Consider the following 21,175-nt stretch of genomic DNA (forward strand, 5'->3'; position numbering starts at 1 on the left):
TGTGTCATGATGCAGGTACCATTAACAGTTGGTTCTATACTAGAAAGGGCTGAAAAGTTCTTTCCGAAAAAGGAAATCGTTTCAAGAACATTGTCTGGAATAAGCCGTTTTACCTACAAGGAAATCGGACAAAGAACACGTAAGCTTGCATGTGCACTAGAAAGACTTGGTATTCAAAAAGGGGATAGAGTAGGAACATTAGCTTGGAATCACCATCGCCATCTTGAAATATACTTTGCTGCTCCAGGAATAGGAGCCGTTTTACACACCATTAATCTTCGATTATCTCCAGAACATATTTCTTATATTATTAACCATGCAGAGGATCAAGTACTATTTGTTGACGAAGATATCTTGCCACTTGTTGAAGCAGTAAAAGATCATCTGAAAACCGTAAAAGCATTTATTATTATGACAGATAAGGACAAATTGCCTTCAACTACATTGGAGCCTGTCTATTCGTATGAAAGACTAATAGAAGCCGGGGACCCTACACACTCTTTCATTCAAAACATTGATGAAAATGACCCTGCTGGAATGTGCTATACATCAGCAACAACGGGAAACCCAAAGGGAGTTGTATACTCTCATAGAGGCATTGTTCTCCATAGCTTTGCATTAGGATTAGCAGATACAACTGCCTTATCTGAAAAGGATACATCAATGGCCGTTGTTCCTATGTTTCATGTAAATGCTTGGGGTCTCCCTTTTGCTGCTACATGGTTTGGAGCAAAGCAAGTACTCCCAGGTCCAATGTTTACACCTAAGCTGCTTGCCCAATTTATTCAAGAGGAAAAGGTTACGGTGACAGCAGGAGTACCTACAATTTGGCTAGGATTATTAAAGGAATTAGAGCAAGGAGACTATGATACATCTTCATTAAGAGGAGTTCTTTGTGGAGGCTCAGCTGCACCAAAAGCGATGATCCAGGCATTTGAGCAAAAATATAATATCCCTTTCTTACATGCCTATGGGATGACCGAAACAACACCACTTGCGACCATTTCAACATTAAAAAGCTATCAAAAGGACCTAGAGCAAGAGGAGATATTAACCATTCGTTCTAAACAAGGCTTACTAGTACCTGGATTAGATATGAAAGTCATTGCAGGTGACAATGAGGTTCAATGGAATGGAAAAGAAATGGGAGAACTACTTATTAGAGGCCCTTGGATTGCGAATGAATATTATAAGGATGATCGTACGAGTGAAGCATTTAAGGATGGATGGCTCTATACCGGTGACGTAGCAACCGTGGATGAAGAGGGAAATATTAAACTTGTTGATCGTACGAAGGATTTAGTGAAAAGTGGTGGGGAATGGATATCGTCTGTTGATTTAGAAAATGCATTAATGGCACATGAGGCTGTATTTGAGGCAACGGTTGTTGGAGTTCCCCACCCGCGATGGCAGGAGCGTCCTGTTGCATGTATTGTTTTGAAGGATGCCTTTAAGGAAAAGGTGAATAAACAGGAATTACTTGATTTTATTGCACCACAATTCGCTAAATGGTGGTTGCCCGATGAAATTATTTTTATGGATGATATTCCAAAGACATCCGTAGGAAAATTTCTTAAACGTGAACTAAGATCAAGGCTAAAAGACTATTTTGTAGAAGCTTAATAGTTTATTACAAAAGCTTTTTCTATGTCATATGCTTCATAAATAAAAGCGAACCAATAGAAAAGAACTTGGTGGTAGGTATTCCTAGCAATGCAGAATTAGAAAAGCTTCACTAAAAGAGTATTTGGGGATAATTTTTTTGGTAACTGTATTTTTAGTAAAAATGATTAAAATGTAAGTAGATTCTAAGTATATGAGGTGTCTGATATATTACTTTTCAGACACTCTTTTTTTTGGAAGATTGTTTTCGCAAGTTTGTTGCTTTTGTTAAAGCCCAACTGCATGTTTTGTTTTACTCCCAGTAAAGGATTCAGATCGGTCAATGGGGTTTTCAGTTCTTTTCTCGTAAAATGAAAGGGGGGATAGCTATATGTATCGGTATTTTCTACCTTCACGGCATTCAGACACTCCCTTAGGTAACCGATTCCCTGCACTTTACTCCATCCCGGTAATCAACCACTCCTATTGGTTACCGTACAGACGCAAATTCATCCATCTCGGTAATCAACCGTTGTCTTAGGTTACCGAGTCCCCGCCCTTTTCTTCATCCCGGTAACCAATCCCTCTCTTTGGTTACCGAACGCCCGCCATTTCGACCATCTCGGTAATCAACCGTTGTCTTAGATTACCGAGTCCCCGCACTTTACTCCATCCCGGTAACCAAACTCTCTCTTTGATTACCGAACGCCCGCCAATTCGTCCATCTCGGTAATCAACCGTTGTCTTAGGTTACCGAACGCCCGCCAATTCGACCACTCGGTAATCAACCGCTGTCTTAGGCTACCGAGTCCCCGCCCTTTTCTTCATCCCGGTAACCAAACTCTCTCTTTGATTACCGAACGCCCGCCAATTCGTCCATCCCGGTAATCAACCGTTGTCTTAGGTTACCGATCCCCCGCCCTTTACTCCATCCCGGTAACCAAACTCTCTCTTTGATTACCGAACGCCCGCCAATTCGTCCATCCCAGTAACCAACCCCTCGCATAGGTTACCGTGCATAGGTGATTTTCTCCTGTTCCTTGTAAAGAACGAAATAAGATATCCCTTTTCTATGTATTTTTTAGTAGAAAGTATTGAGTCATATAGAAATGATGCGCCTTAGCCTCAAAATAAACCAAAATACCTATCATTTAATTGAAAATTTAGTAAAATTAGGTGTTTCGTACTGTTTCTTTAAGTAGAGATAAAAAATATAATTATATCAAATGTTCTTAATAATGGACATGGCAATAAAAAGCGTAGGTGCCTTGGTAGTCTGAAAACCAAACTTTACCTTCATTTTAGGGATGTTCATTGATCCTGAGGGGCAGGCACTGGAAGCTAAAAAACATTTACTCAAAGTAAAAGAAGGGGGCGGTAAACAATTAAACGGACAATGGTCATACTTTTTGTCATCTTTTCATTCATCAGTGCTGGGACAACCTATGCATTATTGGATCCGAGCGGCAAAGGATCTAACTCCAAATTACAAGTAACTACTAGCGAGACTCCAACAAATGAAATAGAAACCTCCTTAGAACAATTCAAAAAAGATATAAAAGCAGTAAATTCAAAATCAGAGAAGGAAATAGGTGATTATGAATCCAATAGCCTAGTTGATGTACTAAATAATATAACATTGTATCAAAGAAACCGTCTTAGCCAAGTTCAGTTATTTTCCGAAGAAGCTAAATATCAACAACTAGATAGAATAATAGTTTATACGGAACAAAAGAAACAATTTGAAAGCGAGCAAATCGTAAAGGACCTAACAGATATATTAACTGACTTAACAAAGGAGTAAGTCTAATCCTACATTTTAAAAAGGGAGCTAATGAGTGGAATGAAATCAGTTAAAGGGAAAATTGTTACCGGAGTCATTGCATTAGGATTAATATCAGGAATAGGTGCTGTATTTGCCAATACAGATGCAGGTGCAAGATTGCAAGCTTGGTATAAGGCACAATTTGATAAATCAGCAAAGGTTATTGCAGATGATACAAAGGCATATGCAAAATCAAAAGCACCGGGTCTTAAAGAAGAATATAACAATCTAAAGGATGAAAAGGGTGAGCAAATTTCTGATGCCAAGGATATGCAAACATCAATGGCTGATGATGCCATCAAGAATGCAAAGAATAGCCATATTAGAAATTTAAATAATCAAAAGGAAAAAATCCTAAACGAAATGGGTGCTGCTTTTGACGGCATCGTTTCTGATGCTCAGACGGAAATTAATAGTGCAGGAGACAGAGCATATGCTCTAGCAACAAGTGATTTAGGAAAATATACAGATGCGGAAGGCAAGAAGGCGCTCACTGATATGACGACACAGTTAACAGCTTCAAAGGATAAAGCAGTTAATGAATTAAGAGAGGCCATTGATTTGGCAAAGCTGGAAATACAAAAGCAGCTTGATTATCAAACAGAAGCTTCTACAACAGAGATAAAGGCAGCAATAGATGCCAAAATTGTGCAGTTAAGAGAGCTAATTAATCAAAAAGCAGATGAATTATTATCTCAGCAAAAACAAATCATTGCCGCAAAAGCTACAGAACTTGAGCAGATAGCTAAAAATGAATTAGATTCAGTGATTAGTGGAATCTAAATCAATATTCTAATATAAGGAAAATAATAGTGGGGGGACATGTGATCAGAGTTCCATTTTGGAGCTCTGATTTGATTGAAGTGGAGGGAAGTAAATGGATAGTAAAAAGGGAAGTAGCCTAAAACAAAGGAAGCATAATAAATATAGGCTTCTAGTTGGAATTCTTTTTTTAAGTATAACAATAGGTAGTAGTATTGGTTTTGTTTATGCTGATCAAGACATTCATGGTTTATTATCCAGATGGTTTGACAATAAAGGGAGCGAATCAATTCTCACGATTGAGCAGGCTATTATGACAGAAAAAGATAGGCAGAAGATGCGGTTAAAAGAAGAATTGCAACTAGAATTAAAGCGATCCGAGGATGATCTTATCTCATTTACGGAACAAGAAAGAATGAATCGTATCAATGAGCTGAAAGAGTATACTAACCACCTCATTGCTAACTTGCATATTGATAATGAAGCAGAAAAACAGCAAATGAGTGAAAAACTACTATTCATTATGAATGAAGCAATCAATGAGATGGAGAAAACAATACCGAAAAAAGAGGAGATGTCTCCAAAAGAGCCCGATGAAAATAATGAAGCGGAAAACGATGGAAAAGACAAATCCGAGGGAGAAACCAATCAGGAAGATAATGGTGCAAATGAAAGCGAGGATGTAGAGCAAAAATAGAGCTGGAGGCCTGTTTAATGAGTAATGAAAAAATACTTCATTCTGAAATTGATATAAAGGATGTTCCTCGAACTGTGAAAAGAGAGTGGATTAGCTGGATACGATTTATACTTATCATCGTAATATTATATGGAGCTATACATTATACGATCGGTATAAAAATTGTCAGTGGGGATTCAATGAATCCTACGATTCAGGATCGGGATATAGTTGTTGTAAGTAAGCTTTTCTTTACTCCAGAAAGAGGAGATATAATTGTAGTAAAAGACCCAGAGGGGTTTGACATTGTCAAAAGAGTGATTGGTATCCCAAATGATCATGTTCGAATTAAAGATGGTATTGTTTATATTAATCAGCAAGTATTGGATGAGCCATACATAATCGGTCAGTCGATGGATATCGATGAAGTGGTCGTCGGCACTGACAGTTATTTTATTATGGGTGACAATCGAACCCCGGGTGAAAGCCTTGATAGCCGTGATCCGAGCATTGGTACGATATCAAAGGAGCAAATAGTTGGCGAAAAATTATTTTAATCATAGGTTGTTTTCGAATAGTTTATAAAAGCCCTACTGCCTGCTTTTATAGCTAATAAAGATTCGGTGATACTTGTGAAGCTAGATGCTCTTTTCTCGGGGAATCGATGTGGGAAATTTCCAACCTATATACTAGTGAAAATATTTAAAAGTGATATTGTTTGAGAGGAGCCGAATCATAGTAGAATATCCTTTCTAAGAATTTATTATAATAGCTATGGATTTACAACACGTAAAGAACTTATCATATAAAGGGGGCATCTATTAATGGTTTAGCATTAATAGATGCCCCTTTTGGATTATAACTTTTTTAAAGAAACAGCTTCACGCATCTTATGAAGTGACTCATGGCCAGCATTATTAAGTTTGGCCATGACATTTACATAAAGAGCATCAATGATACTTAATTGCGCAATACGTGAGGAGAGTGCTTCAGATCGGTAATCTGTCTCTTGGGAAGCAGTAAATAATGGTATATCTACCTTTTGGCTTAAGGGGGATTTCGCTAGATTGGTAATTCCAATTGATTTTGCTCCATTTTTTTTGGCAATTTGTAGAACATCCATCATATCTTTATTAGACCCTGAGTGAGAAATCAACACAATCACATCTTGATCCGTTAATTGTGATGCTGACATTATTTGAAAATGGGAATCAGTATAAGCGACTGATTGTATGCCAGTTCTTAAAAATTTATGATGAGCATCCATTGCAATAACTCCTGAACCCCCATTCCCGTAAAATTCAACTCTTCTTGCGTTCATAATCATTTCGATAGCATCCTCAAAACGATTTTCATTAAAAATATTTAATGTATCATCTAGTGTCCGAATATTTGATTTGAACACCTTTTCTGCTATTTCTTTTTCCGTATCATCCTCCTGGATGGTTTCATGAATATCTTGTATAGGGTTGACAATTTCTGAAGCTAGTGCGATTTTCATTGATTGAAAACCATTGAAACCGATTCGTTTACAAAAACGGAAGACCGTTGCGTCAGCAACAAATAAATCATCGGACACTTGGTTAATCGTAGAATGAATGATTTTTTCAGGGTGTTCTAATATATAATCGGCAATCGTTTTTTCCTTTTCACTAAATTGAGAATACATTGTTCGGATTCTAGGTAAGCAGGGGAAGTTATTAAAATTTGCTCCCATCTGTAAAAAACCTCTTTCTATTACTTATATCTATTATATTGTAATACAATTCTCACTGTTTTTGTAAACGGTTTCGAAAAAAGTTGATGGTAAAGGTTTCTTGTTAAGAATATTAGATAAATATTATTAGAAAAATATCGTAGAAAATTATTTCACCCCTCGTTTACAAGAAATAACAGACTTTAAAGTTTTTTTCTTATCTGTTTTACGAATGATTACTCATTCGCCTCAGTTTTATATATTTTTCTCAGTAAATGGGCTCAAGAAAAATTTTCATATAGGAAAAATATTCTTAATCAAAAATGTTGAAATAAAAAATTTTTATCGTAAAATAGTAATGTGATGAAAAAATATTTCTTCAAATATAAATGTAAACGTTTAATATTTTTCCGTTGCTATTACGTCTTTAATATAAACAACGTAGTAGGGAATGGTTTTATAACAAAATGGAACCGATTACGGTTAGGAATGTAAGCCTTGTCAAAGAGGTTCTACTAGGAGGTTTGGAATAAATGTCAGGTCATGATATAAGTCTATTAATTTACACCTTGATCGCTATTATCCTTTTGATCTTTTTGATTGCAAAAGTAAAATGGCATCCATTTGTTGTTCTATTATTAACTTCTGTCATTTTAGGAATGCTAGCAGGAATGAAACTTCCTGATGTGGCAGATGCCATCCAAGATGGAGTGGGAAATACGCTTGGCTCTATAGCAGTTATTATTGGTTTAGGGACAATCCTCGGAAAGATGCTGGCTGAGTCAGGAGGAGCTGACCAAATAGCAAATACACTGCTGAATAAGTTTGGCGAGCGTAGGGTTCATTGGGCAATGATGATTGTTGCCTTTATCGTTGGGATTCCCGTTTTCTTTGAAGTAGGACTCGTACTATTAATCCCATTAGTTTATACAGTAGCAAGAAAATCAGGGATGTCACTATTAAAAATAGGAATTCCGATGGTAGCAGGTTTATCAACTGTTCATGGTCTTTTGCCCCCACATCCAGCACCGATGATCGCGGTTGAAGGCTTGAATGCAAATGTCGCAAAAACTATACTTTATGCATTAATTGTAGCAATTCCATCCGTTATAATTGCTGGGCCAGTTTTTGGTTCGTTTATCGCAAAAAGGATATCGGGTCTAGAAATGCCAAAAGCATTGTCAGAACAATTTTCAAAGAAGGATTCAAAGGAGTTACCAAGCTTTGGAATTACACTATTCACCATTTTATTACCTGTAATTTTAATGTTAATTGGATCTTTAAGTGATGTTTTAGAAGAGAGTAAGACATTATCAGAATGGAGTGGGTTCCTAGGAAAACCAATTGTTGCGCTTTTGATTTCAGTCATCGTTTCCTTTTTCACTCTTGGATATGCTAGGGGCTTTAATAAACAGCAGCTTTCAAGCTTTATGGGTGAATGTTTAGCACCTACCGCTACCATTATTTTAGTCATTGGTGGAGGAGGAGCCTTCAAGAATGTTTTAATTACGAGTGGGGTTGGAGATGCTATAGCTAACCTTGCTGTAAATACGCATATTTCTCCAATCTTGTTTGCTTGGTTAGTAGCAGCGTTAATTCGTGTAGCAACAGGTTCAGCTTCTGTTGCGATGACAACAGCAGTTGGAATTGTTGCACCAGTTTTAGCCAGTGTGAATGGTGTTAATACAGAACTAATTGTTTTAGCTATTGGTTCAGGATCATTGATTTTGTCACATGTGAATGATGCGGGCTTCTGGATGGTGAAAGAATTTTTCAATATGAGTGTCGCTCAAACATTAAAATCATGGACGGTTATGGAAACACTTCTTTCCATCGTTTCACTCATTATCGTGCTATTATTAAGTGTAATAGTATAATATTAGTAAATGATCATTTGGGGCTGCTATAAGCAAAGTGTTAGACACTTATGTAGCAGCCCCTTGCCGATTTTTTAGTTATACCAAAACTTGAGGTGAAATAAAACATGAAACAGTTATATATGATGGGTGTGGATATAGGAACAACAAGCACAAAGGCAGTCATTTTTACAAAAAGTGGCGAGGTTATTACAACTTTTTCAAAGGGATATCCTCTTTATAATCCGACTCCATCTATTGCTGAACAGGACCCGGAAGAAATCTTTCAAGCGGTGATTACAGTTATTAGAGAAGTAATGAATAAAAGTGGGATACGACAGGATGAGCTAAGTTTTATCTCTTTTAGCTCAGCTATGCATAGTGTCATTGCAGTTGATGACCAAGGCACTCCACTAACGAAAAGTATTACTTGGGCAGATAATCGAAGTGTGAAATATGCGGAAGAATTAAAGGCATCTAATCGAGGATTAGATTTATATCGTCGAACAGGAACACCAATCCATCCGATGTCACCGATTACGAAATTAATATGGTTGAAAAATGAACATGTGGATGTTTTTCAGAAGACATATAAATTTATCGGCATAAAAGAATATATTTTTTATAAATTGTTTCATCAATATGTAATGGATTACTCATTAGCTTCAGCTACAGGAATGTTTAATGTAAATACACTGCAATGGGATAAAGAAGCATTAGAAATTGCAGGAATTACGGAGGAGAAGCTCCCAATCCTTGTGCCAACAACACATGTTTTGCATGAAATACACCATCAGTTTGCTAATGAAATGAATATCTCCGAGGCGACCCCTTTTGTAGTAGGAGCAAGTGATGGAGTTCTTTCCAATTTAGGATTAAACGCCATTAAACCCGGTGTTTTAGCTGTTACGATCGGTACAAGTGGGGCAATACGGACTGTTAGCAATAAGCCATTAACTGATCCGAAGGGACGAACATTTTGTTATGCCTTGACCAAGGATCATTGGGTGATTGGTGGTCCAGTAAATAATGGTGGAGTTACCTTCCAATGGGCCCGAGATCAATTTGGCCAGACTGAAATTCAACAAGCAGAGAAGGCCGGTGCCGATGCATATGAGCTACTTACAGAAATGGCTGAAAAGATAGCTCCTGGAGCAGATGGACTAATCTTCCACCCGTATATGGCGGGCGAGCGTGCGCCAATTTGGAATGCCGATGCACGAGGATCGTTTTTTGGACTTGCGCTATATCACACCCGTGCTCATCTTGTACGTGCGGTGCTTGAAGGTGTAATTTATAATCTTTATAGTGTTATGCTTGCCTTACAGGAATTAATCGGGGAACCGAAAAAGATTCATGCGAGTGGAGGCTTCGTTCGTTCAAAGCTGTGGTGTCAAATTATGGCGGATGTTTTTGGACAGCCTGTGACCATACCTGAGAGCTTCGAAAGCTCATGCTTAGGTGCAGTTGTTTTAGGATTATATGCATTAGGTGAAATAGAGCAATTAGAAGTGGTAGAAGAAATGATTGGCTCCACTAACGATATCGAACCCAATGCTCAGAATACTAAAACGTATGAAGAATTAATGTCCATTTTCCTTTCAATCAGTAGGAAAATGGAAGAGGATTATCACAGAATTGCTGAGTATCAACGTAAATTAGGGAAGAATGAATAAATCCATGAAAAAGCCGTCTGAAAATGCTTCAGACGGCTTTTTTTCGAAAGATGAGATAGTATAAAATTTAATACAGTTTCTAAAGTTAAGCCGATCCCGCTGTAATGTTTGAGATAAGAGCCTTTATGAAAAATTAATGTCTATAACTACTCATGATTTAAGATAATCCGCTCAGGGTGGGAGTAAACGTTTAATTGATTTTGTCTAATAAATCCTACCATCGTAATGCCTAAATCATTTGCAAGGTCAATTCCTAATGTTGTAGGAGCAGATTTGGAAAGAATAATTCCTATTCCAATTTTTGCTACCTTTAATAATACTTCAGAAGAAAGACGACCACTAAAGGCGAGGACTTTATCTGCTCGGGGAATCTTCTTTTGCAGACAATATCCATAAATTTTATCAAGTGCATTATGTCTACCAATATCGGTACGACTAATGATTAATTCATCTGAAGTACATAGAGCCGCATTATGGACACCGCCTGTTTGTTTGAAATCAGTTGATTGTTCTTGCATTAGTTTCATTAGATGAAAGCATTGATCGATGGTTAAGGTGGTAGTCCTTTGAATCGTCTTTGCTGTTCTTGCATCATTATGAAAGTAAAATTGTCTGCTTTTTCCACAGCAAGATCCAATAAAACGTTTCGAATAGAAATCCTTATTAATGGATTGCTTGTTTTTTAAATTTATATAGGCAAATCCATGACTTTCATCGATAGAAAGATGCTCAATATCAGAAGAGAGCCGTATTAGACCTTCTGCCGCGAGAAACCCTATAACGAGCTCTTCTAGATGGGTGGGGGAGCAAACCATCGTCGCAAATTCCTCTCCATCAATGATAATCGTTAAAGGAAATTCAATGGCGATATCATCCTGTATATTTGTTAATGTTCCATCACTATATTTAAGTGTCTTTGTGTGTGTAATGATATTTTTCATGGCACCCCCTCTTTCCCTTAAATTGTATAAATGTGTATCCCTTTAACTGAAAGTATGCCAGGCAAGGAAGGGCGTTAACTAATTTCCATTTCCAAATCTTCAATTCGCTTTTCAATGTATTTTGTATCTTTATGGGCATGATAGGTTTCTGCTTTTTCCACAATAACAGCTGTATTATACTCAGGTATCCCTGCATATTCTTCATACACGCCCTTTGGAATAAGAACATTGCCTTCAGGCCAGAAGAGTAGAAGATTTCCTCGTTTCGTATCAGCAAATTTGGCACGACCGTGGAAATATCCATATTGATTGAATAGAACAATTGCTTCACCTTCGGATACATTTAAATCAGCTGCGTCCTCTGCATTGATGAGCACATCATAACGGTCTGCCGCGTTAAAGGAATCAGTTTCATTGTAAATCATTGAATTAAATTGCTTCCCTCGACGTGTAGTCACATAAAAATGTCCTTGTGGCTTTCGTAACTCAGGGAGTTCAATGCTTAACAAATGTCCACGTCCATCCTCAGTAGGACAAACTCCATCTTCGCATAACCAGGCACCACCCCATTGGAAAACATCGCCTTTTTCCTTTAAATATTGAATTCCATCATAATTTGGGTTGGCTACTGCAATTTCTTTACGTATTTGCTCGGCAGATGTGAAATTTAAATATTTCGTTGCTTCTGGTTTAATCCGAGAAGCTAAATCAACATAGATTTCCCATTCTGAACGGGCTTCCTCTATTCGTGGCCCTTTAATTTCTGGGGAGAAGTAGACCATCCGCTCAGTAGATGTAGATGTACCACCACCTGGTTGTTCATAACGTGTCATTGCAGGTAAAACAATAACCTCTTCTTTTGCTTCAACTAACGTGGATGTATTGAAAATAATATCTTGATGAACGCGAAGTTCTACATTGGATAAGCATTCCCTGACAAACGTCGGATCGGGCATCGTCTCTAAGAAATTTCCACCTGAGGTGTAGAATACCTTCAATCGTCGCTCGTGGTCTTCAGGAAGCATGGCATTTTCAATCGAAATGCCAACAATATCACCTTGCCATTTAGGAATTTCAAAACCCCATATCTTTTCAAGGCGTTCAATATTCTTTGCATCAAAATCTCCACCAGGTAAGACAAAAGGATCGGCTCCCATTTCACCAGAACCTTGAACCCCTGAATGACCACGGATTGGCATAACACCACAATGTTCACGACCAATGAAACCACGGAGCATCGCTAAATTGGCGACTTGTGAAATATTATCCGTCCCAAATCGATGCTGTGTTAAGCCCATAGACCAGACAAATACAGCACTTTTGGCGTTTGCGAGTAACTGGGCAAATTCAAGCATTCTTTGTTTCGAGAGCCCAGAAGAATGTTCCAATAGCTCCCAGTCTTGCTTTGCTATATGCGCTTTGAGTTCTTCTAAACCAATTGTGTGCTCGTTAACAAAACGGTGATCGATAGCAGATCCTACTTCTTTTTCTTCCATCTCGAACCAATGCTTCATCACCCCATTCATAAAGGCGATGTCTCCACCGATATTCACTTGGTAAAAATCATCAGCTAGCTTTGTCCCGAATAAGGCAGAATCAGGAATAGAAGGTACCCAGTAGCCATCCATAGCTGGTTCACGGTATGGATTAATACATATAATTTTCGTTCCTTTTCTTTTGGCTGCATACATATACTTTGTCGAAACTGGCTGGTTATTTGCTGCAACAGATCCCCAAAAGATAAGAACATCGGTCCCAATCCAATCTTGATAATTACAACTCGATGCACCAATACCAAGTGAGCGTTTCAAGGCAGTTTTACTTGGTGAATGGCAAATCCTCGATGCATTGTCTATATTATTCGTGCCTAGAAATCGAGCCATTTTGCCTGCAGTGTAATATACCTCATTTGTTATCCCTCTAGATGTTAAGAAAAAGGCAAGTTGTTTTGGATCAATGGTTTTTATTTTTTTGGATATTCGGTTTAATGCATCATCCCAAGAAATTCGAGTGAACCTTTTTTCTCCTTTTTTTCTTGAAAGGGGATAGGGGATCCTACCTAGTTTTCTAAGGTCTGCACTGCTAAACTTTTGTAGTTCGTCTATATCACTATGAATAATAGATTCTTTCATTGCAGGCATCGTGTTTAAACGAAGAACATTTAAACGTGTTGTGCAAACATGGGGACCTGTCAAAGTTTGATCTCTTAGACCAGCTACTCCTAATGCGCATCCATCGCATACTCCCTGTGTTAGTATCCTTGTTGCGTAGGGAAGATTGTCACGATTTTCCCAGACGACCTTCATCGTATCCCGAATATGCTTTGGTTTTATTTTTCCAAGACCAAAAGGAATAGGACTGACCCAAAGCTTCGGATCAGGTGTTTTTGGTAGTTTAATTGGACCTTGATGTTTTGTTTTTCCCATTTTATCCACCTTTCCTTCTTATTTGTGTGCAAGTTCATGCGGTTTTTGTCGTTGACTGTTGTATCTTTTTCTCTCTTAGCTTTTTAATATCAATACGAATAATTAAGGAGATAATAAAAGCGATAATGAATAATCCTGAGAAAAAAGTTAAGCTATTTGCGTAGGTTCCAGTAATATCCTTAATCCAGGCAGCAAATAATGGTCCGGCTAATCCAGCTGCTGCCCAAGCAGTTAAAATATATCCGTGAATGGCACCTAATTGTTTGGTTCCAAATAAGTCACCTATGAAGGCAGGAATGGTAGCAAACCCACCACCGTAGCATGTGTAAATAATCGCTAGCATGATTTGAAACAGAATGGAAATAGTCGTATGTGGGAGAACAGCGAATAAAATAATTTGTAAAACAAAGAAGGTTGTGTACGTATTCGCACGTCCAAAGTAATCTGAGATGGATGCCCAGCCTAAGCGACCAAAGCCATTGAATAAACCAAGGATTCCAACAAGTGCAGCTGCTTCCGTTGTTGTTAGCCCGATACTTTCCTGAGCTAGCGGCTTAGCTGCCGAAAGAATGGCAATTCCACAAGTTGTGTTAATAAATAGCATGAACCATAAGTAATAAAAACGTGCCGTTTTTATCGATTCATTTGCAGTTAATTGAGATAGATCGGTAGTCACCCGAGCTTTTCTTTGCCTATTTTGCTCCGAAAATCCTTTAGGCTTCCAATCCTCAGCAGGCTTTTCAAGATAAAGTGAAGATAATGTCATAATGATAAAATAGCCAATACCTAGGATGAAGAACGCATTAGCGGTTCCCAATCCTTTAATAAGTGCATCCATGATCGGACTACTAATCGCAGCGGCAAATCCAAATCCCATAATAGCAAGGCCTGTTGCAAGGCCACGGCGGTCAGGGAACCACTTTACTAAGGTGGATACAGGAGTGATGTAGCCAACACCTAAACCAATTCCCCCTAATACTCCATAAAAAAGATAAAGTAATGGCAAGGATCCGGCATGAACAGCAAAACCAGAACCGAAAACACCAATTCCAAAGAAGATGGATGCAAGTAATCCCGCTTTTCGTGGCCCATGTTTTTCTACAAAATGACCTAAAAATGCAGCAGAGAGACCTAAGAAGAGGATGGCAACACTAAAGGTCATTTGTACCTGACTGGCAGACCATCCAAATTCTTGAATTAATGGATTGGTGAAATTGCTCCAGGCATACACAGAGCCGATGCAAATATGAATCCCAACTCCAGACAAGGCAATCAACCATCTGTTTTTTGTCTTCTTCACAAAATTCCTCCCTTGTTTTTATATAGAATGGCCATGTTCTATTTGTATGTTATTAGTACATGTATCTATGAAGGAATGTTGAACAATGACTTCATTCATTTTTCAATGTTCAATTGGCTAGTAAAGAAGAATAGAATCTTCGGATGATTTAAATTTTATATAAATCTATTGTAACAAGATAGCGCTTACAAACAACTCTTTTTTATTAGTATTTTTTAGAGAAAAAAGTGTAGCGGTTTTTATTTGAGTTTGCCGCTCTTTTCCCAGAGAACTGAAGATGAAGTGTCTTTATCAATGTATTAGTAAAAAACTTTTCATATATAGCAACAATATATGGGAAAAGAGCATAAATAAAATTTTCTTTGTAATGATTGTTGTTTTTGTAAAAGCCCAACTGCCGGCTTTTACACCGAAAAAAGGGTGAAGCGGTTTTTATGGAGTTTGTAGCTCTTTTCTCAAAGAAAATGAAAGGTAAGCGGTCTATAGCCGAAATGTAATAGTTGAAACTTTACTTAAATAGTAACAAACCTTGAGAAAAGAGCATAAATACATTTTCTTCGTAATGATTGTAGCTTTTGTAAAAGCCCAACTGCCGGCTTTTACCCGTAAAAAGGGGTGAAGCGGTTTTTTTGTAGTGTGTAGTTCTTTTCCCAGATAAATGAAAGGTGAAGTGGTCTTATTAGTAAAAACTTTTCATATATAGCAACAATATATGAGAAAAGAGCATAAATTAAGCCACTAGTGAGAGGATACTAATGGCTCTACTTTTCATAGGACCAGAGAATGGTCCATTTATCTTTATTTTCTGCTACGTATACATTTTGATGGATGGTGAATTTTCCGAAAGTGCTTTTAAATGTTTGCGTAATAGGAACTTGATAAACATTTTTTAGTTTAGGACTCTCTTTGGAAAATCTCCAGCTTTTCAGATGCTTTGCTTTTCCTACTGTATAGCTAAATGTTTTTACACCAAAGTCCTGCATGAAAACGTGGGCTCTCTTTTGGATGTAATCATCTTGACTGAATTTTTTCTTCATCAATGGATGGAAGAGAATCCATGAACCACCGAAGTTTCCCGATTTTTCATATTGATAAAAGTCATCTACTAAACTAGTCGCACGGTCCTTTGCTGATTGAGAAAAGATGACATATAATAATAGACAAAACAATATTAAGATACTAATGAAGACAATCATCTTTAAAATAGGCTTCTGTTTTCTTCTCATATATTTATCACCTATTGATAGGTTATGCGGGAAAATAAAAAATATGATGATTTGTCCATTAGTAAAAAAATGAAACAAAAAAGAATAGAAATCCGTCTTATATAATAGTGTGTCTTATAAGGTTATAGATAACAATCCTTATAGGAGGATCACTCTGAAAATAAAAGGAGTAGAAAATGATGATTAAACGAATAAGTAAAATAATCCTAGTTGCTATTTTTCTGTTTGGGATTGGATTGAATAATGTAGTTAAAGCATCTACAAATGATAATAGTGATAGCATAAATGAAAAGTTTGGTGCACCTATTGTTGTATACGGTGAAAAATTATCAGCAGACCAAAAACAAAAGGTAAAAGAGCTATTAGGCGTAAATGATAGTAGTCAGGTAAATGAGGTTACAGTGACGGTTGATGATCTTGTTAAATATATTAACGGGGATCCCCACTCAAACTTGTATTCTTCAGCAAAAATTACTAGAAAAGAAAAGGGTGAGGGGCTAGCTATTTCCATCGTTACACCTGATAATATTACAGAGGTAACGGAAGAAATGTATGCGAATGCGTTATTAACTGCAGGAGTAGAGGATGCAAATGTTGAGGTTGCTTCTCCTGTCAAGGTAAGCGGCCATTCTGCTCTTGTAGGAATTTATAAAGCCTATGATAAAGGTGGAGGAGATCTTAACAAGGATCGTATGGAAGTCGCTAATGATGAGCTAGACTTGGCTACAAATTTAGCAAAAAAAGAAGGAATGGATCAAGAAAAGGTTACCCAACTTTTAACGGAAATTAAACAGGCAATAGCAGATCAAAACCCTGCGACGAAAGAAGATATTGAAAAAATAATTGATGAAAAGCTAAAATCATTAAAAATTGAGCTAAGTCCAAAGGATCGTGAGCTTCTCGTAAAATTATTTGATAGAATGAGAGATCTTAACATCAATTTTGATAATATGAAAAATCAGCTAGGGGATATTGCCAACAATATTAAGGAAAAATTAAAGGATGTAGCTAGTGATAAAGGATTTTGGCAAGGAGTTGCAGACTTTTTCAAAAAGATATTTCAAGCAATAGCTGATTTCTTTAGTAATTTATTTGGATAAATAATAGAGAGTTTTTGAAAGAGACAGGTCATTCTGCATAATTTCTATGCAGGTGAGCCTGTTTTTTTATTTTATAGGTCTATTGTACTTCTTTAATATTTATTTGAATATGACTAGTTTACTAGAAAGGGAACGTAAGATAAACACAATTAATTAAATATTCCACCTTTATGCAATTTTCAACAAAATTTGAATAAATTATTGACAGATAATTTAAAATTGAGGTATATTTTGAAATATCATAGGATAAAAAATAATCAAAATTTTTTATCCTTTTATGTAGTTTGCATGTTTGAAGCGCTTACAATAAATGGCTATTGATGATGTATTTCGTCTTCCGTAAAGTTTTTTGAGAAAAATTTTTCGACCATCGGAATACAGACGTAAGAATTCTAATAGTTTTATATTGGGCATGTAGACTCATAACTTTAGAAATACCTAAAAAAATAGGGGGGAAAGAGCTTGAAGAAAAAGTCATATTTCTCATTTTTTGCGGTTTTCCTAGCAGCTATGCTTTTACTAGCAGGTTGTTTCGGTGGGGAAGAAGCATCGAAATCAGGTGATGGTGATAGCGGCAAGAAAAAGGAAGAAAACGCAGGACCAAAAGTACTTCATTTGAATAATACAGAAGAACCTGGTGCGCTTCATCCTGGTAAAGCACAAGGAACTCATGACTCATGGATTTTAGAGGGAACATTTGAAGGATTAACAAAGAAAACACCTGAAGGAAAAATTGTAGACGGAATGGCAAAAGAAGGTTGGGAAATAAGTGAAGATGGTAAGACCTACACATTCCATCTTAAAGATGATATTAAATGGTCAAATGGAGACCCAGTAACAGCGGGTGACTTCGAATATGCATGGAAGTATGCTTTAAATCCTAATACAGCAGCTGATTATGCCTACCAACTTTACTATCTTGAAGGTGGAGAGGAATACAACAGTGCTGACATCAAGAAATTATCAGCAGATGAGTTAAAAGCGTTAGAGGACAAAGTAGGAGTAAAAGCACTTGATGATAAAACACTAGAAGTAAAATTGAAGGAAGCAACACCGTATTTCATTGATTTAACATCTTTCTATACGTACTATCCTGTAAATAAAAAGGTACAAGAAGCAACACCAAAATGGTATACAGAAGCAGATACATTTGTATCTAACGGACCATTCAAGTTAACTGAGTGGAAGCATAAGGAAAGCTTAAAGTTAGAGAAGAATGAAAATTATTATGATAAAGATAAGATCAAGCTTGATGAAGTAGACTTTGCTGTTATCGATAATGAATCAACAGCATATCAAATGTATCAAAACGGCGAGTTAGACATGGTTTATCCATTACCACAAGATGTTTTACCTACTCTTGATGGGAAGAAAGAATATCATAATGGACCAGATCTATCTACTTACTACTACAACTTAAATACAAAAGTTAAACCATTAAACAACGTAAAAGTAAGAAAAGCAATTTCTATGGCTATCGATCGTAAATCTATTGTTGAAAATGTTGCTCAAGGCGGACAACAACCTGCTTATTCTGTTGTACCACCAGGAATTCCAGAAGGAGATAATGGTGATTACCAAGAAAATGGCGGAGATTTATTTAAAGAGGATCTAAAGGGTGCAAAAGCGCTTTTAGAAGAAGGACTTAAAGAAGAAGGTATGGATAAAATGCCTAAATTCTCCATCCTTTATAATACAAACGAAGGACATAAGAAGATTGCTGAAGCCGTTCAAGCAATGTTAAAGGAAAACTTAGGTATTGAAGTACAACTAGAGAATGTTGAATTCCAAGTTAAACTTGATCGTGAAAAAGCTGGAGAATATCAAATGTCACGTGCAGGTTGGGTTGGAGACTATGTAGACCCTATGACATTTATGGATCTTTGGGTAACTGATGGTGCATATAATGATGCTGACTGGAGCAATAAAGAATATGATCAACTGATCAAAACTGCTAAAACATCTATGGATACAGAAACTCGTATGAAAGCAATGCATGATGCAGAAAAAATCCTAATGGATGAAATGCCAATTGTTCCAATCTATTTCTATACAAAACCTTATGTCTTAAAAGAAAATGTTAAAGGTTTCTTTACACCTATTAACAGATACCCTCAATACATCTATGCAGATATTGAGAAGTAAAACTATGAAAGCAGTTGGTATGTCAACAAGACATACCCCTGCTTTTTCTTAAGAGAGGGTGAATATGCATGCTAAAATATTCTATAAAAAGATTAGTAATGGCACTCATTACAATCTGGGCAGTTATTACCATTACCTTTTTCATTATGCATAGTATTCCTGGAAATCCATTTGCGAAGGAAGGGGTAATGCCAAAAGCCGTTTTTGATAATCTTCAAGCCTATTATAATTTGGACAAGCCTTTAGTTGTTCAATACTTCTTATATTTAAAAGGGCTATTACAATTTGATTTTGGACCTTCATTAAAGTCACAATCCATTACTGTTAACGATTATATTCGAACAGGATTTCCAATTTCATTACATTTAGGATTGCAGGCAATGGTCATCGCCATTCCTTTTGGGATCATTTTCGGAGTTATTGCTGCTTTATTTAAAAACCGTTGGCCTGATTATCTTTCTATGATTTTAGCGATTTTAGGAATCTCTATCCCAAACTTTATTCTAGCAACAATTTTAATCAACTACTTCGCTGTTGAATGGAAATTTTTCCCTGTCGCTCAATGGAAATCATGGGCACATACCATTCTACCTTCAATTTCTTTAGCTTTAATGCCAATGGCTTATGTTGCGAGACTGATGCGCTCAAGTATGCTGGAGGTGCTCGGGCAAGATTATATATTAACCGCAAAGGCAAAAGGCGTAGGAAAAAGCATGGTAATTATTAAACATGCCATCCGAAATGCGATTCTGCCTGTTACTACTGTGTTAGGAATATTAATTGCCAATGTTGTTACAGGTAGCTTTATTGTTGAGAATATCTTTGGGATCCCAGGTATGGGTGAAATGTTCGTAAAAGGTATTTTCAATCGGGATTATCCTGTGATACTGGGCTCTACAGTATTTTATAGTGCGATTCTTATCTTGCTGATATTCATTGTTGACATTGCTTACACATGGATCGATCCAAGAATTAAAGTTTCGGGGGAGAGTAAATAATGGCAAATGACTTAAAATTTACTGAAGAGATGTTTTTACCAGCAGAAGATAATTTTAAAGAGGCCGAAAAAATTTCCCGACCGACTACTTCTTATTGGTCAGGCGTATGGAGAAGATTAAAAGCAAATAAATTAGCTTTAGTTGGCATGATTATTATTGCTCTGTTAATAATTATGGCAATTATCGGTCCACATTTAAATGGATATAAATATGATGAAATGCATCTAGATCAAAAAAATTTAAAACCAAGCGCTGAGCATTGGTTCGGGACAGATACGTTGGGACGAGATTTATTTACTCGTGCATGGTCAGGAGCAAGAATATCATTGTTTATTGGTCTCGCAGCAGCTGTGATTGACTTTATTATAGGTGTTATCTATGGAGGAATCTCAGCATTAAGAGGCGGGAGAACAGATAATATTATGATGAGAATTGCTGAAGTATTGTATGCGATTCCATATCTGTTAATGGTTATTTTAATCATGGTTGTATTCCCAGAAGAAGGACGTGGGATGTTTTCCATAATTGTCGCTATGACCATTACCGGCTGGATACAAATGGCTAGGCTTGTTCGTGGACAAGTACTACAATTGAAAGAATTTGAATATGTTCATGCCTCTCAATTAGCAGGAGGTAAAACGTCTTGGATATTAAGAAAGCATATGATCCCCAATACAATGGGACCCATTCTCGTCAATATTACATTAACAGTTCCGACAGCGATTTTCGGTGAGGCAACACTTAGTTTCTTAGGGTTAGGTATTCCAGCACCACAAGCAAGCTGGGGAACGTTGGCAAGTGATGCACTTCAAAGCATTCTGATAGGAAACTTCTATCAACTCTTAATTCCAGCAATCTTAATTTCGTTAACCATGTTTGCTTTTAATGTCTTTGGAGATGGGCTAAGAGATGCACTTGATCCGAGATAAAAAGGTCAAATATGAAG

Annotated in this window: 16 protein-coding genes; 11 read left to right on the forward strand and 5 right to left on the reverse strand. The window is 36.9% G+C overall.

Annotated features, from left to right (window positions below; all coding sequences use genetic code 11):
- Window positions 1–6: 6 nt before the first annotated feature.
- The 5 genes from MHI39_RS02600 (at window position 7) to lepB (ending at window position 5,422) form a co-directional block, all read left to right on the forward strand.
- Window positions 7–1,623 carry a long-chain fatty acid--CoA ligase gene (locus tag MHI39_RS02600; protein WP_342540642.1) on the forward strand — a complete coding sequence of 539 codons (1,617 nt, stop codon included), beginning with the start codon at window positions 7–9 and terminating at the stop codon, window positions 1,621–1,623.
- A gap of 1,375 nt (window positions 1,624–2,998) precedes the next feature.
- Window positions 2,999–3,406, forward strand: a complete 408-nt coding sequence (locus MHI39_RS02605) for a hypothetical protein (RefSeq protein WP_259548753.1) — start codon at window positions 2,999–3,001, stop codon at window positions 3,404–3,406.
- A 39-nt stretch (window positions 3,407–3,445) separates the two neighbouring features.
- Window positions 3,446–4,210 (forward strand): hypothetical protein, encoded by a 765-nt coding sequence (locus MHI39_RS02610; protein WP_342540643.1) that lies wholly within the window; start codon window positions 3,446–3,448, stop codon window positions 4,208–4,210.
- 94 nt (window positions 4,211–4,304) lie between these two features.
- On the forward strand, window positions 4,305–4,886 hold the full coding sequence (locus MHI39_RS02615) for a hypothetical protein (protein WP_058004046.1): 582 nt from the start codon (window positions 4,305–4,307) through the stop codon (window positions 4,884–4,886).
- 17 nt (window positions 4,887–4,903) lie between these two features.
- Window positions 4,904–5,422: a signal peptidase I gene (gene lepB, locus MHI39_RS02620; RefSeq protein ID WP_058004047.1), complete on the forward strand. Its 519-nt coding sequence runs from the start codon at window positions 4,904–4,906 to the stop codon at window positions 5,420–5,422.
- Between the two features lie 299 nt (window positions 5,423–5,721).
- Here the strand turns inward: lepB and MHI39_RS02625 are convergent, their stop codons facing one another.
- Complete coding sequence (locus MHI39_RS02625; RefSeq protein WP_342540644.1) at window positions 5,722–6,582, reverse strand: MurR/RpiR family transcriptional regulator; 861 nt, start codon at window positions 6,580–6,582, stop codon at window positions 5,722–5,724.
- A 512-nt stretch (window positions 6,583–7,094) separates the two neighbouring features.
- Between MHI39_RS02625 and MHI39_RS02630 the strand changes: the two genes are divergently transcribed.
- Window positions 7,095–8,438 (forward strand): GntP family permease, encoded by a 1,344-nt coding sequence (locus MHI39_RS02630; RefSeq protein WP_342540645.1) that lies wholly within the window; start codon window positions 7,095–7,097, stop codon window positions 8,436–8,438.
- A 122-nt stretch (window positions 8,439–8,560) separates the two neighbouring features.
- Window positions 8,561–10,093, forward strand: a complete 1,533-nt coding sequence (gntK, locus tag MHI39_RS02635; RefSeq protein WP_342541413.1) for a gluconokinase — start codon at window positions 8,561–8,563, stop codon at window positions 10,091–10,093.
- Window positions 10,094–10,239: 146 nt separating this feature from the next.
- On the opposite strand, the gene fdhD is transcribed toward gntK, so the two are convergent.
- The 4 genes from fdhD to MHI39_RS02655 form a co-directional block, all read right to left on the reverse strand.
- Window positions 10,240–11,034, reverse strand: a complete 795-nt coding sequence (fdhD, locus tag MHI39_RS02640) for a formate dehydrogenase accessory sulfurtransferase FdhD (protein ID WP_259548759.1) — start codon at window positions 11,032–11,034, stop codon at window positions 10,240–10,242.
- A 74-nt stretch (window positions 11,035–11,108) separates the two neighbouring features.
- A complete protein-coding gene (locus tag MHI39_RS02645; RefSeq protein ID WP_259548760.1) occupies window positions 11,109–13,460 on the reverse strand; it encodes an FdhF/YdeP family oxidoreductase in 2,352 nt (783 codons plus the stop codon).
- Between the two features lie 34 nt (window positions 13,461–13,494).
- Entirely contained in the window at window positions 13,495–14,760 is a 1,266-nt protein-coding gene (locus MHI39_RS02650; protein WP_251345585.1) for an OFA family MFS transporter, read from the reverse strand.
- A gap of 761 nt (window positions 14,761–15,521) precedes the next feature.
- Entirely contained in the window at window positions 15,522–15,986 is a 465-nt protein-coding gene (locus tag MHI39_RS02655) for a hypothetical protein (RefSeq protein WP_259548761.1), read from the reverse strand.
- A 179-nt stretch (window positions 15,987–16,165) separates the two neighbouring features.
- Between MHI39_RS02655 and MHI39_RS02660 the strand changes: the two genes are divergently transcribed.
- From MHI39_RS02660 to MHI39_RS02675, 4 genes are all read left to right on the forward strand, one after another.
- Entirely contained in the window at window positions 16,166–17,086 is a 921-nt protein-coding gene (locus MHI39_RS02660) for a DUF1002 domain-containing protein (protein ID WP_342540646.1), read from the forward strand.
- Window positions 17,087–17,548: 462 nt separating this feature from the next.
- A complete protein-coding gene (locus MHI39_RS02665; protein ID WP_251339736.1) occupies window positions 17,549–19,231 on the forward strand; it encodes a peptide ABC transporter substrate-binding protein in 1,683 nt (560 codons plus the stop codon).
- A gap of 68 nt (window positions 19,232–19,299) precedes the next feature.
- Complete coding sequence (locus tag MHI39_RS02670) at window positions 19,300–20,229, forward strand: ABC transporter permease (RefSeq protein WP_058004054.1); 930 nt, start codon at window positions 19,300–19,302, stop codon at window positions 20,227–20,229.
- Window positions 20,229–21,158, forward strand: coding sequence for an ABC transporter permease (locus tag MHI39_RS02675; protein ID WP_058004055.1), 930 nt, complete (start codon window positions 20,229–20,231; stop codon window positions 21,156–21,158). Before MHI39_RS02670 ends, MHI39_RS02675 begins: the two co-directional genes overlap by 1 nt.
- The last annotated feature ends 17 nt before the right edge of the window (window positions 21,159–21,175 follow it).

Origin of the sequence: Heyndrickxia sp. FSL K6-6286 (assembly GCF_038630395.1) — a bacterium.
In the GTDB taxonomy this organism is placed as follows: Bacteria; Bacillota; Bacilli; order Bacillales; family Bacillaceae_C; genus Heyndrickxia; species Heyndrickxia oleronia.

Excerpts from the sequence above, each read along its gene's own strand:
- MHI39_RS02605 (WP_259548753.1), top strand. The coding sequence starts at position 2,999 with ATGGTCATACTTTTTGTCATCTTTTCATTCATCAGTGCTGGGACAACC.
- MHI39_RS02625 (WP_342540644.1), bottom strand. The coding sequence starts at position 6,582 with ATGGGAGCAAATTTTAATAACTTCCCCTGCTTACCTAGAATCCGAACA.
- gntK (WP_342541413.1), top strand. The coding sequence starts at position 8,561 with ATGATGGGTGTGGATATAGGAACAACAAGCACAAAGGCAGTCATTTTT.
- MHI39_RS02615 (WP_058004046.1), top strand. The coding sequence starts at position 4,305 with ATGGATAGTAAAAAGGGAAGTAGCCTAAAACAAAGGAAGCATAATAAA.
- MHI39_RS02670 (WP_058004054.1), top strand. The coding sequence starts at position 19,300 with ATGCTAAAATATTCTATAAAAAGATTAGTAATGGCACTCATTACAATC.
- MHI39_RS02660 (WP_342540646.1), top strand. The coding sequence starts at position 16,166 with ATGATTAAACGAATAAGTAAAATAATCCTAGTTGCTATTTTTCTGTTT.
- MHI39_RS02610 (WP_342540643.1), top strand. The coding sequence starts at position 3,446 with ATGAAATCAGTTAAAGGGAAAATTGTTACCGGAGTCATTGCATTAGGA.
- MHI39_RS02630 (WP_342540645.1), top strand. The coding sequence starts at position 7,095 with ATGTCAGGTCATGATATAAGTCTATTAATTTACACCTTGATCGCTATT.
- MHI39_RS02645 (WP_259548760.1), bottom strand. The coding sequence starts at position 13,460 with ATGGGAAAAACAAAACATCAAGGTCCAATTAAACTACCAAAAACACCT.
- MHI39_RS02655 (WP_259548761.1), bottom strand. The coding sequence starts at position 15,986 with ATGAGAAGAAAACAGAAGCCTATTTTAAAGATGATTGTCTTCATTAGT.
- lepB (WP_058004047.1), top strand. The coding sequence starts at position 4,904 with ATGAGTAATGAAAAAATACTTCATTCTGAAATTGATATAAAGGATGTT.
- MHI39_RS02675 (WP_058004055.1), top strand. The coding sequence starts at position 20,229 with ATGGCAAATGACTTAAAATTTACTGAAGAGATGTTTTTACCAGCAGAA.
- MHI39_RS02600 (WP_342540642.1), top strand. The coding sequence starts at position 7 with ATGATGCAGGTACCATTAACAGTTGGTTCTATACTAGAAAGGGCTGAA.
- fdhD (WP_259548759.1), bottom strand. The coding sequence starts at position 11,034 with ATGAAAAATATCATTACACACACAAAGACACTTAAATATAGTGATGGA.